Origin of the sequence: Bacillus sp. RO1, assembly GCF_012524115.1 — a bacterium.
Taxonomy (GTDB): Bacteria; Bacillota; Bacilli; order Bacillales; family Bacillaceae_I; genus Sutcliffiella_A.
The window spans coordinates 43,611-56,313 of sequence record NZ_JAAZWB010000075.1 but is presented as its reverse complement, the minus strand read 5'-3'; the positions used below and the strand labels follow the sequence as shown (position 1 = coordinate 56,313).

General features: G+C 41.4%; 11 protein-coding genes. 10 read left to right on the top strand and 1 reads right to left on the bottom strand.

The genetic code is table 11. The features are described from left to right. Positions 1–75 precede the first annotated feature (75 nt). Entirely contained in the window at positions 76–342 is a 267-nt protein-coding gene (gene rpsT, locus HC179_RS11425; protein WP_060665089.1) for a 30S ribosomal protein S20, read from the bottom strand. 218 nt (positions 343–560) lie between these two features. Here rpsT and gpr point away from each other — a divergent pair, with 218 nt between their 5' ends. From gpr to prmA, 10 genes are all read left to right on the top strand, one after another. Further along, complete coding sequence (gene gpr, locus HC179_RS11420) at positions 561–1,748, top strand: GPR endopeptidase (RefSeq protein WP_168864419.1); 1,188 nt, start codon at positions 561–563, stop codon at positions 1,746–1,748. A gap of 70 nt (positions 1,749–1,818) precedes the next feature. After that, positions 1,819–3,006: a stage II sporulation protein P gene (gene spoIIP / locus HC179_RS11415; protein ID WP_168864418.1), complete on the top strand. Its 1,188-nt coding sequence runs from the start codon at positions 1,819–1,821 to the stop codon at positions 3,004–3,006. A gap of 25 nt (positions 3,007–3,031) precedes the next feature. Beyond that, the gene (locus tag HC179_RS11410) at positions 3,032–3,382 is read left to right on the top strand and encodes a DUF3679 domain-containing protein (RefSeq protein WP_168864417.1); all 351 of its coding nucleotides are present in this window, start codon (positions 3,032–3,034) and stop codon (positions 3,380–3,382) included. Between the two features lie 154 nt (positions 3,383–3,536). Next, entirely contained in the window at positions 3,537–5,372 is a 1,836-nt protein-coding gene (gene lepA, locus HC179_RS11405) for a translation elongation factor 4 (RefSeq protein ID WP_168864416.1), read from the top strand. A gap of 99 nt (positions 5,373–5,471) precedes the next feature. After that, a complete protein-coding gene (gene hemW, locus HC179_RS11400) occupies positions 5,472–6,611 on the top strand; it encodes a radical SAM family heme chaperone HemW (RefSeq protein WP_168864415.1) in 1,140 nt (379 codons plus the stop codon). Between the two features lie 81 nt (positions 6,612–6,692). After that, positions 6,693–7,724, top strand: coding sequence for a heat-inducible transcriptional repressor HrcA (gene hrcA, locus HC179_RS11395; protein WP_168864414.1), 1,032 nt, complete (start codon positions 6,693–6,695; stop codon positions 7,722–7,724). A gap of 76 nt (positions 7,725–7,800) precedes the next feature. After that, positions 7,801–8,373 (top strand): nucleotide exchange factor GrpE, encoded by a 573-nt coding sequence (gene grpE, locus HC179_RS11390; protein ID WP_481747972.1) that lies wholly within the window; start codon positions 7,801–7,803, stop codon positions 8,371–8,373. Positions 8,374–8,428: 55 nt separating this feature from the next. Further along, positions 8,429–10,267 carry a molecular chaperone DnaK gene (dnaK, locus tag HC179_RS11385; protein WP_168864412.1) on the top strand — a complete coding sequence of 613 codons (1,839 nt, stop codon included), beginning with the start codon at positions 8,429–8,431 and terminating at the stop codon, positions 10,265–10,267. Positions 10,268–10,585: 318 nt separating this feature from the next. Then, the gene (gene dnaJ, locus HC179_RS11380) at positions 10,586–11,713 is read left to right on the top strand and encodes a molecular chaperone DnaJ (RefSeq protein WP_148987655.1); all 1,128 of its coding nucleotides are present in this window, start codon (positions 10,586–10,588) and stop codon (positions 11,711–11,713) included. Positions 11,714–11,758: 45 nt separating this feature from the next. Next, a complete protein-coding gene (gene prmA / locus HC179_RS11375) occupies positions 11,759–12,700 on the top strand; it encodes a 50S ribosomal protein L11 methyltransferase (RefSeq protein ID WP_168864411.1) in 942 nt (313 codons plus the stop codon). Positions 12,701–12,703 lie beyond the last annotated feature (3 nt).

Here is a 12,703-nt window from a genome sequence, read left to right as displayed (position 1 = left end):
TCAAAAAAATCCTTTGGGGGTCTGACCCCCAAAGGACAAAAAATAAAAAAACGACCCGTCCGGATCGCCCTTTTATTATGCAGTAGCTCCGTTTACTTTTTTCGCTAGGCGAGATTTTTGACGGTTTGCTGCATTTTTGTGGATGATACCGTTTTGCGCAGCTTTGTCTAAACGTTTAGCAGCTTCTAGGTAAGCAGTTTTTGCACCTTCAACATCGTTGTTAGCAACAAAAGCTTCTACTTTCTTCACAGCAGTACGCATAGAAGACTTGATAGTAGCGTTATGAGCACGACGTGCATCGTTAGTTTTCACACGTTTGATAGCAGATTTAATGTTTGGCATATCTTTCACCTCCATACAATTCGACGATCGAGATTATATAAACTCGACATTTCTTTACTTATGAGAACAAGTGATATTTTATCAAATCCATAATGATTATGCAATAGGGAGTCAAGGGAATTTTCTTGAATGTTAATTACAAGGGTTTTCCTATGCATGAAAAAAGAATGTAAGGTCAAAATAAAACTAAAATTTGGCAATGCTGGAGGCGTGCATCAATGACTCAACCAAAATCGCAACAACCTTTGGATTTAAGTAAATACGAAGTAAGAACCGATTTGGCAATTGAAGCCAATCAGATGGCGATTGAAAAACAAAACCGTCAAAATGGGAAAAACCAGAACCAGCAAAATCAAAATGAAACAAACGAAAGCAATCAAACATCACAACCAGTTTCATCTATTGAGGGTGTAGTGGTAAAGGAAAGGCAAACAGATGGAGTTAATATTACCACTGTCACTATATCTGATAAAGGGGCAGAGATGACTGGTAAGAAACCAGGAAATTATCTCACGCTTGAAACAACGGGGATTCGCCAGAAGGACAGTGACCTTCAAAAAAAGGTAGAAGCAGTTTTTGCTAAAGAATTTAGTGCATTCTTAAACTCGCTTAATATCTCTAAGGATGCAACCTGTCTAGTAGTGGGGCTTGGGAATTCAAATGTGACGCCCGATGCACTTGGTCCTTTAGTTTGTGAAAACCTGTTAATTACAAGACATCTTTTTAAACTGCAGCCAGAATCAGTTCAAGATGGATTTAGGCCGGTAAGTGCGATAATCCCTGGTGTGATGGGGATTACTGGAATTGAAACGAGTGACATTATTGTCGGTGTGGTAGAAAAGACGAAACCTGATTTTGTCATTGCCATTGATGCATTGGCAGCGCGATCGATTGAGCGTGTGAATGCAACTATCCAGATTTCCGATTCCGGCATTCATCCGGGATCCGGTGTTGGTAACAAACGTAAAGAACTCAGTTTGGAGACGCTTGGAATTCCGGTAATTGCTATTGGTATTCCGACTGTAGTGGATGCTGTATCAATGGCCAGTGATACGATTGATTTCATTTTGAAGCACTTCGGCAAAGAGATGAAAGAAGGAGATAGTCCTTCCAGGTCCCTTGCTCCTGCCGGTATGACGTTTGGAGAAAAAAGGAAGCTTACCGAAGAGGACCTTCCAGGTGAAGAACATCGAAAGAATTTCCTTGGAATTGTGGGGACACTTGAAGAAGAGGAGAAGCGGAGATTGATCCACGAGGTTCTCTCGCCGCTGGGTCATAATTTGATGGTAACCCCAAAAGAAGTGGATGATTTTATAGAAGATATGGCAAATGTCATTGCAGAAGGGTTAAACGCTGCTCTGCATTACCATGTGAATCAAGATAATGTAGACGCATATACTCACTAAGCAGCATAGTTCTACTTTTCTCCCTTTTCGCATACACATAGTAGCAAGAAGTATGTGAAAGGGTGAGAAAATGAAGGGCTACCGGTCCTCACGCATCGTCATATTAAATGGGACAAGCTTAAAGAAATCAGTCGTAGCAGTGATCTTAGGATTTATTCTCTTATTTGCGGTATCCGGTGTCATGACCTCTCTAAAACCAGAATATCGAGTCAGCTCAAGCTCCATTCATGAGTTCTCCAAACGATTCTCGGGGGAGTCGCTGTTACATATATTCGGGTATACTAATGCCTATTTTACGCAAGGACTTTCAAGTGAAGCAAAGGCGCCAAACTACGCTTCCGCCTTGTTTGAGCTTACGACAAGTCTCAACTTAGATGACCCACGCAGTCTTATTCGTAATGAAATCCCAGGTTTTGCGCATTATGATGGAGAAATTCTAGTTGCAGGGTCAGGTGTCAATTATACTGATATGCCGGTGGAATCATCCCCTCCTATGGAAGTGTTGCTTGAGGAGAGACAAGCTTCCATCATTGAAGTAGAAGAAGAAGAAGGGGAAGATACTCCTCCCCCAGCACAGACAACTGGAGATAAGCGAACTGTATTTATCTATCACTCTCACTCGAGGGAATCATTTTTGCCATACTTAGAAGGTGTGACAAGTCCAAATGCTGCAAGTCACCCTGAAGTAAATGTGACAAGGCTGGGCAAAAAACTTCAAGAGGAATTGATTCAGCGTGGAATTGGGACAGACATAGATACAACCGATACAGCGTTGGCGTTGAAAAATAGAGGATGGGTGTATGGACAATCCTATGATGTGACACGACCAATTGTGGAAGAGGCCATGGCCGGCAACCAAGACCTGAATTACCTGATTGATATTCACCGAGATTCGGGTAGAAGAAAAAGTACAACGATGGACATTAACGGTGTTCCACATGCTCGGTTGTATTTTGTAATAGGAAAGAAAAATCAAAACTATGAAAAGAACCAATACTTGGCTGAGCAGATTCATAATAAATTGGAGAAGCTGTACCCAGGTTTAAGTAAGGGTATATTTGTCCCACCAGCTGTCGAAACTCGTAATGGCATATATAATCAAGACCTTTCTCCTAATTCCATGTTGATAGAGGTTGGGGGAGTCGATAATACGTTTGAAGAGATGAACCGAACCCTTGAGATTTTTGCAGATGTATTCGGTGAAATTTACTGGCAAGCAGAAAAAGTAGACGGTACACCTGAAGGGGACGCCCAATGATAAATAGTAAGGAGCTGAAAGTACGATGAAGAGGTTTATGGTAAAATGTTTATTCATTTCCCTGGTGTTATTTCTTGGAGTGCTTTTGGGAATGCAACAGGCAAATGACGGGATGCGGAAGATGAAGGGATACGATGATCCGGCCTTTCAAGAAGAAGTATTTCATGTAGCCGAAACCGCTGAAGGATATAATGGAACAATCCTGGGTCGTCAACTAGACACCCAAGATATGAAAGAAAAACAAGAAAAGTTAGAAGGTATAAAAGCCTACAATGTCTTCTCATCTGCCGGCAAAAAGTTAGCAGACGGAGTCTCTGGAATAATGAGCGGACTCTTTAACAAAGTCCAAGACACCGTCGAAGAGAAAACAGGATGATATAAAAAGTGATGCTTCCACCATTTTCTCCGAGGTGGAAGCATCTTTTTATCTCTGAAAACCCAAACCCTTCAAATTTCATTGAATCTTCTTGTCCGTATTGATATAATCAGAAATAGTGTACGTTGCCGAAAGTGTAGGAGTGAAACAGATAATGAACAGAGAAGAACGGTTAAAACGACAATCAAAGATTAGAAATTTTTCCATCATCGCCCATATTGACCATGGGAAATCAACATTAGCAGACCGTATTTTAGAAAAAACGTCTGCATTGACACAAAGGGAAATGAAGAATCAATTGCTTGATTCCATGGACCTTGAACGTGAACGCGGGATTACGATTAAATTGAATGCCGTTCAATTACGATATAAAGCAAACGATGGCGAAGAATATATTTTCCATCTTATTGATACGCCTGGACACGTCGATTTCACTTATGAGGTTTCCAGAAGTTTGGCTGCCTGTGAAGGAGCCGTTCTTGTTGTGGATGCTGCACAAGGAATTGAAGCTCAAACATTAGCAAATGTGTATTTGGCACTTGATAATGAACTCGAGATTATGCCTGTCATCAATAAAATTGACCTTCCAAGTGCCGAGCCAGAGAGAGTGCGACAAGAGATTGAGGATGTTATCGGACTTGATGCATCAGATGCAGTTCTGGCAAGTGCGAAAGCTGGTATCGGAATTGGTGAAATTCTAGAGCAAGTAGTGGAGAAAATCCCTGCCCCTCAAGGTGATCCGGATGCCCCGTTAAAAGCATTGATTTTTGACAGTCTATTTGATCCATACCGCGGGGTGGTAGCATACATCCGTATTGTGGAAGGAACTGTTAAGGTCGGCGATAAAATCCGAATGATGGCTACAGGAAAAGAATTTGAAGTAAATGAGGTTGGAGTGTTTACTCCGAAAGCCGTCCAGCTAGATGAACTGACAGTCGGAGATGTTGGTTTCCTGTCTGCCTCCATCAAAAATGTTGGGGATACTCGTGTTGGTGATACGATCACACATGCGAAAAATAGAGCGACAGAACCACTCCCAGGTTATCGTAAATTAAATCCAATGGTGTTCTGTGGACTATATCCAATTGATTCAGCAAAATTCAACGACTTACGTGAAGCACTTGAAAAACTGGAATTGAATGATTCTGCTCTTCAATATGAACCGGAAACTTCCCAAGCTTTAGGCTTCGGTTTCCGTTGTGGATTCCTTGGATTGCTTCATATGGAAATCATCCAGGAGCGTATTGAGCGTGAATTCAATATTGATTTGATTACAACAGCTCCTTCCGTTATCTATCATGTACATTTAACTGATGGGGAAGAATTGCGTGTGGACAACCCGTCTAACATGCCTGATCCTCAGACAATCGATCGAGTAGAAGAGCCTTACGTAAAAGCTACGATCATGGTACCAAATGATTACGTAGGTGCAGTTATGGAGTTGTGCCAGGAGAAGCGCGGAAACTTCATTGATATGCAGTATCTTGATGATATTCGCGTGAGTGTTATTTATGAAATTCCATTAGCAGAAATTGTTTATGATTTCTTCGATGCGTTGAAATCCAATACAAAAGGTTATGCATCATTTGATTATGAACTAATTGGATACAAACCTTCACATCTTGTTAAAATGGACATCCTGCTTAATGCTGAGAAGGTTGATGCCCTTTCCTTTATCGTTCACCGTGATTCTGCTTATGAACGCGGGAAAATCATTGTAGAGAAGCTAAAAGAACTTATTCCAAGGCAGCAATTCGAAGTGCCAATCCAAGCGACAATTGGTCAGAAAGTTGTTGCAAGGTCAAACATTAAAGCGATGCGTAAAAACGTTCTTGCAAAATGTTACGGAGGAGATATCTCCCGTAAACGTAAGCTTTTAGATAAGCAAAAAGAAGGTAAAAAACGTATGAAGCAAGTTGGTTCCGTAGAAGTACCGCAAGAAGCATTTATGGCTGTCTTGAAAATGGACGACAATGCCAACAAAAAATAATAAGAAAAATACCGCAGCTCATTCTGCGGTATTTTTTCATACATGCGTCATATGTGTTATGCTAAAAGGTACGAAGTAAACAAACGAAAGTGTGATCTTATGATTAAATCAGCCTATATCCATATCCCTTTTTGTGAACATATTTGCCACTATTGTGATTTCAACAAAGTATTTCTAAAAAACCAGCCGGTTGATGAATACTTGGCATATATGGATACAGAAATGAAAAATACGATAGAAAAACACCCAGCAACAGGACTCCAGACGATTTTTGTCGGAGGGGGAACGCCTACCGCACTAAATGAAAAACAACTTGCATACTTGCTAGAATCGGTTCGAAGGCATTATCCGGTGAAACCAGAAATGGAATACACATTCGAAGCCAACCCTGGTGATCTATCTTTGGATAAACTCCGTCTCCTAAAAGAAGGTGGTGTTAACAGACTCAGTTTCGGCGTTCAAAGCTTTAATGATGATCTTTTAAAAAGAATCGGGAGGTCTCATAGAAAAGCGGATGTTTTTAAATCCATCGAACATGCCAGACAAGCAGGTTTTGAGAATATCAGCATCGATTTAATTTACAGTCTCCCGGATCAAACAGTGGCTGATTTCAAGGAAACATTGCATACTGCTTTTTCCTTAGAGATGGAGCATTATTCTGCTTATTCCTTGATTATTGAACCCAAAACTGTTTTCTATAATTTAATGAACAAAGGGAAACTTCCTTTACCAACTCAAGAAGAAGAAGCGGAAATGTACGAAGTGCTACTGGACGAGATGTCGAAAAACGGCTATCAGCAATACGAAATCTCCAACTTTGCTAAAACGGGTTATGAAAGCAACCATAATATTACGTATTGGGACAATCAAGCTTATTATGGAATTGGAGCAGGTGCTCACGGATATATAGATGGAGTGAGAATTGCCAATCATGGTCCGTTGAAAAAGTACATGGACTCTATAGAAGATACGGGGTTTCCGTATAAGGATCAGCATAAGGTAACAAAAACGGAGAAAATGGAAGAAGAAATGTTCCTAGGGCTTAGGAAAAATAAGGGAGTCTCTTGCTCCATATTCAAGCGTAAATTTGAAGAAGATTTGCTGACAATTTTTAAGGATCCCATTGAAGAAAATCTTAAAAAAGGCCTATTAGAACACGAAAATGACCATATACGCCTTACGAGAAAAGGGAAATTTCTAGGTAATGAAGTTTTTCAAGCTTTTATTGGTGCGATCTGATTGACATGTGAATAGGTATTTGGTAATTTATTTATAGAATTAGCACTCGATGAATAGGAGTGCTAACAGAGGTGATGCTGAGTGCTTACAGAACGACAGTTGTTAGTATTGCAAGTCATAATTGATGACTTTATCCGATCTGCACAACCTGTTGGCTCCAGAACGCTCTCAAAGAAAGAGGAAATTTCGTTCAGTTCAGCCACTATCCGAAACGAGATGGCAGATTTGGAGGAATTAGGATTTATTGAAAAAACACATACGTCCTCAGGAAGAGTTCCGTCAGAAAAAGGGTATCGCTATTATGTCGATCACCTGCTTTCTCCTGAAAGGCTCACAAAGAGGGATGTATTTGAAATTAAATCCATCTTTCGCGAGCAAATATATGAACTAGAAAAAACTGTTCAAAAATCAGCGCAGATACTTTCTGATCTGACCAAGTACACATCCATCGTCCTTGGACCGGGTGTAAGGGATCACAGGCTTAAAAACCTGCAAATCATCCCGATAAATGCAGAACAGGCAGTTGCCATCATTGTAACGGATACTGGCCATGTGGAAAATCGAATGTTTTCGTTTCCTGCCACCATGGACTCATCTGATATACAAAAAATGGTCAACATCCTAAATGAACGCCTAGTCGGAGTGCCCCTCTCAGAGCTTATCAACAAGCTATATAAAGAAGTGGCAACCCTCTTAAGGTCTCATATCGGAAACTACGAAAATATACTGCAATCCTTGAGTTCCACTCTTTACATGGAAGAAAAGGATAAGGTGTTTTTTGGCGGCAAGACGAACATGCTTGCCCAACCCGAATTTAATGATATCAATAAAATTCGTTCATTAATGTTATTGATAGACCAAGGCAAGGACCTGTCTCAGCATATTCGTGCAAAAGAAGCTGGCATTCATATAAAGATAGGCAGCGAAAATAATATACCTGGTATGGAAGGCTGCAGCATTATTTCAGCTAGTTATTCCATCGGACCAGAACAGCTAGGAACCATCGCATTGCTCGGTCCGACCAGAATGGAATATTCCCGTGTCGTCAGTCTCTTGCAACTTGTTAGTTCCGACCTTTCACAGGCGGTCAATAAACTGTATCAAAAAGACTGAGCATGGAAATATTGTTAGAGGATGGAGTTCCTGCTCCATCCTATCACCATGGGAAAAACAACATGATTTTTACACTTTGAGGGAGGTGAAACCATTGGTAAACGAGAACGAACAAGCAACAGTTGAAAATGAAGAAGCAACATCAGAAGCAACGGAAGAAACGACGGAAAAAGTGGAAGAAGTAGAAGTTTCTGCTGAACAGCAAAAAATCTCCGAATTGGAAGCTAAGCTTGAAGAATCGGAAAATCGCCTACTTCGCTTGCAAGCCGATTTTGATAACTACCGTCGTCGTGTGAGACTTGACCAAGAAGCTGCACAGAAATATCGTGCACAAAATCTTGTTACAGATATACTTCCTGCCCTAGACAACTTTGAGCGAGCGCTTAAAGTCGATTCAGAGGATGAGAAAATCAAAACATTTTTACAAGGCATGGAAATGGTGCACCGTCAGTTAGTCGAGGCACTGAAATCAGAAGGATTAGAATCCATCGAAGCAGTTGGACAGTCTTTTGATCCACACCTACACCAGGCAGTCATGCAGGTGGAAGAGGGAGAAGCGGAATCTAACACTGTTTTGGAAGAGTTCCAAAAAGGGTATAAGCTCAAAGACCGCGTCATCCGCCCATCTATGGTAAAAGTAAAGCAATAATCTAAAATATAAATAACTACATATCAATGTAAGTTGCAATAGGAGGAAAAACAAAATGAGTAAAATCATCGGTATTGACTTAGGTACAACAAACTCATGTGTAGCTGTGCTTGAAGGCGGCGAACCAAAAGTAATTCCAAATCCAGAAGGTAACAGAACAACTCCATCTGTTGTTGCTTTCAAAAACGGCGAACGCCAAGTAGGGGAAGTGGCAAAACGCCAATCCATCACAAACCCTAACACAATCATGTCTGTTAAGCGTCACATGGGTACAGACTACAAAGTGGAAGTAGAAGGAAAAGAATACTCTCCACAAGAAGTATCTGCGATCATCCTTCAACACTTAAAAGGTTATGCAGAAGAATATCTTGGAGAAACAGTTACAAAAGCTGTTATCACAGTTCCTGCATACTTCAATGATGCAGAGCGTCAAGCAACTAAGGATGCAGGTAAAATCGCTGGTCTTGAAGTAGAACGTATCATCAACGAGCCAACTGCAGCAGCATTAGCATACGGTCTTGATAAAATGGACGAAGATCAAACAATCCTTGTTTATGACCTTGGTGGCGGAACGTTCGACGTTTCTGTACTAGAGCTTGGAGATGGCGTATTCGAAGTACGTTCTACAGCTGGTGACAACCGTCTTGGTGGGGATGACTTTGACCAAGTTATCATTGACTACCTTGTAGCAGAATTCAAAAAAGAGAACGGCATTGACCTTTCTAAAGATAAAATGGCATTACAACGCTTGAAAGATGCAGCAGAAAAAGCGAAAAAAGACCTTTCCGGTGTAACAAGCACACAAATTTCTCTACCATTCATCACAGCTGGAGAAGCTGGACCGCTTCACTTAGAAGTAAGCATGTCCCGTGCGAAATTTGATGATCTTACTGCTGGTCTTGTAGAACGTACAATGGGTCCTGTTCGTCAAGCATTGCAAGATGCAGGAATCTCTGCTTCTGAACTTGACAAAGTTATCCTTGTAGGTGGATCTACTCGTATCCCTGCCGTACAAGATGCAATCAAAAAAGAAACTGGTAAAGACCCACACAAAGGGGTTAACCCGGATGAAGTAGTTGCACTAGGTGCAGCAATTCAAGGTGGAGTACTGACTGGTGACGTAAAAGACGTAGTACTTCTTGACGTAACACCACTTTCTTTAGGAATTGAAACAATGGGCAGCGTATTCACAAAGCTTATTGAAAGAAACACGACTATCCCTACAAGTAAGTCTCAAGTGTTCTCTACAGCAGCTGACAACCAAACAGCAGTAGACATTCACGTACTTCAAGGAGAGCGTCCAATGGCAAGCGACAACAAAACATTAGGTCGTTTTCAATTGACAGATATCCCTCCAGCACCTCGTGGTGTACCGCAAATCGAGGTTTCTTTTGACATCGACAAAAACGGTATCGTTAACGTTCGTGCAAAAGATCTTGGTACAAACAAAGAGCAAGCAATCACTATCAAATCTTCTTCAGGTCTATCCGAGGAAGAGATCAACCGCATGGTTCAAGAAGCGGAAGAGAATGCGGATGCAGACAAAAAGCGTAAAGAAGAAGTAGAATTACGCAACGAAGCAGATCAGCTTGTTTTCACAACTGAAAAAACACTTAAAGAAGTAGAAGGTAAAGTGGAAGAAGCAGAAGTGAAAAAAGCAGAAGACGCTAAAGAAGAATTAAAAGCTGCGATCGAAAAAGGCGACCTAGAAGAAATTCGCACGAAAAAGGATGCTCTTCAAGAAATCGTTCAACAAATCTCCATGAAGCTTTATGAGCAAGCTGCACAAGCACAACAAGCGGCTCAAGGAGCAGAAGGTGCAGAAGGCGCTGCAAACAACGACGACAACGTAGTCGATGCAGAATACGAAGAAGTAAACGACGATAAAAAGTAAGATAAAGTCCTAGGGCTTTTCTGATAAAGATAAAAAGAAAGTCGAAGCCATGGCTTTGGCTTTCTTTTTATGTAAATAAGAATTTCCCTTGGTGCCTGGAGTGGAAGGTGGTCGACTCCTGCGGGGGAGTAACGGTAGATTGAGACCCCGCAGGCTTGCCGAGGAGGCTCAAGCACCGTCCCGCGGAAAGCGACCACCTGAAACGGAAGGTGCCAAGGAGTTAACCAGATAGGGGTTAAGCACATAACTTTTATTGCTTTTTCCCTCTTTCAGGTGATACAATAACCTTTATGTGAATGAAACGGGAGTGGGTATTTAATGAGTAAACGCGATTACTATGAAGTGCTTGGCGTCAGTAAAAGCGCGTCGAAAGATGAAATAAAGAAAGCTTACAGAAAGCTATCCAAACAATACCATCCGGACATCAATAAAGCAGACGATGCAGCGGACAAATTCAAAGAAATCAAAGAAGCATACGAAGTACTAAGCGACGATCAAAAGAAAGCGCACTATGACCAATTTGGACATACAGACCCTAACCAAGGCTTTGGCGGTGGCGCTGGATTTGACGGAGGCTTTGGCTTTGAAGATATTTTTGAAACGTTTTTTGGTGGTCAAGGCGGAGGAAGAAGACGTCGTGATCCTAACGCTCCAAGACAAGGGGCAGATCTACAATACACAATGACCCTTTCTTTTGAAGAAGCAGCCTTCGGAAAAGAAACGACTATTGAAATTCCTGTGGAAGAAACATGTGATACATGTTCTGGTACAGGTGCAAAACCTGGTACGAAAGTGGAAACATGTTCACAATGTCGTGGAACAGGTCAGGAAAGTGTTGAGCAGAACACTCCATTTGGACGAATCGTTAACAGAAGAACTTGTTCCAAATGTAACGGCTCCGGGAAATCCATCCCTAACAAATGTACAACATGCCATGGCGCAGGCCGTGTGAAAAAGCGCAATAAAATCAAAGTCAACATCCCTGCTGGTGTGGACGAAGGTCAACAATTACGTGTAGCAGGAAAAGGAGAAGCTGGTGTAAACGGTGGACCTGCAGGGGACTTGTATGTAGTCTTCCATGTTCGCAGACATGAATTCTTTGAGCGTGACGGCGATGATGTGTATTGTGAAATGCCTATTACTTTTGCGCAAGCAGCACTTGGTGATGAGGTAGAAGTTCCAACATTGCACGGGAAAGTGAAACTGAAAGTACCGGCCGGAACACAAACTGGCACGAATTTCCGCCTAAAAGGCAAAGGAATTGCCAATGTACGTGGCTATGGTCAAGGGGATCAACATATCAAGATTAGAGTGGTCACCCCTACAAAACTTTCAGAAAAACAAAAACAATTAATCCGTGAATTTGCCGAAACAAGCGGGCAAGCTCCGGACGAACAAGAAGATAGCTTTTTCTCAAAAGTGAAACGTGTTCTAAAAGGTGAATAAAAAGTATCAATAGCTTTCATTAAGCTAGGATTGGAGTTGGTATGTATGAAATGGTCAGAAATTAGTATCCATACAACAAATGAGGCAGTGGAACCTATATCCCATATTCTTCACGAAGCAGGTGCAAGCGGGGTGGTCATAGAGGATCCATTCGAACTTACTAAAGAAAGAGAAGATCAATTCGGAGAGATATACCAACTCAATCCAGATGATTACCCTGAAGAAGGCGTTGTAATGAAAGCGTACCTGCCTGTAAACAGCTTTTTAGGTGAAACAGTGGAAGGTATAAAGGATGCAATCAATAACCTTTTGGTCTATGATATTGATCTTGGATTGAACAACATTTCCATCAGTGAAGTGAATGAAGAAGAATGGGCTACCGCGTGGAAAAAGTACTACAATCCAGTGAAAATTTCTGAGAAGTTCACAATCGTCCCTACTTGGGAAACCTATGAGCCAGTCAGCTCTGATGAGAAAATCATTGAGCTTGATCCGGGAATGGCGTTTGGAACGGGTACCCACCCAACAACGGTACTCTGCATCCAAGCGATAGAAAGAACGGTCAAACCTCAAGATAAAGTCATTGATGTAGGTACGGGTTCTGGAGTGTTAAGTATTGCAGCAGCCATGCTTGATGCAAAGGAAGTACTTGCTCTGGATCTGGATGATGTAGCAGTGGAGTCTGCTAAACTTAATATCAAGTTGAACAAAGTGCATCCAACAGTGACGGTGAAACAGAATAACTTGCTTAAAAATGTAGAAGGCCCAGTTGACGTGGTTGTTGCTAATATTTTGGCAGAGGTTATTGTCCGTTTCACGGATGATGTTTACCACGTATTGGAAAACGGTGGGACATTTATTTCTTCCGGAATTATCAGTATGAAAAAGCAAGAAGTGAAAGATGCCCTTATTAAGTCAGGTTTTAAAATCCAAGAAACGATGATGATGGAAGATTGGGTCGCATTTATCGCGAAAAAAGAAGAATAAGCG

Coding starts and splice junctions, on each gene's coding strand:
- rpsT (WP_060665089.1), bottom strand. CDS start 342: ATGCCAAACATTAAATCTGCTATCAAACGTGTGAAAACTAACGATGCA.
- gpr (WP_168864419.1), top strand. CDS start 561: ATGACTCAACCAAAATCGCAACAACCTTTGGATTTAAGTAAATACGAA.
- spoIIP (WP_168864418.1), top strand. CDS start 1,819: ATGAAGGGCTACCGGTCCTCACGCATCGTCATATTAAATGGGACAAGC.
- HC179_RS11410 (WP_168864417.1), top strand. CDS start 3,032: ATGAAGAGGTTTATGGTAAAATGTTTATTCATTTCCCTGGTGTTATTT.
- lepA (WP_168864416.1), top strand. CDS start 3,537: ATGAACAGAGAAGAACGGTTAAAACGACAATCAAAGATTAGAAATTTT.
- hemW (WP_168864415.1), top strand. CDS start 5,472: ATGATTAAATCAGCCTATATCCATATCCCTTTTTGTGAACATATTTGC.
- dnaK (WP_168864412.1), top strand. CDS start 8,429: ATGAGTAAAATCATCGGTATTGACTTAGGTACAACAAACTCATGTGTA.
- dnaJ (WP_148987655.1), top strand. CDS start 10,586: ATGAGTAAACGCGATTACTATGAAGTGCTTGGCGTCAGTAAAAGCGCG.
- prmA (WP_168864411.1), top strand. CDS start 11,759: ATGAAATGGTCAGAAATTAGTATCCATACAACAAATGAGGCAGTGGAA.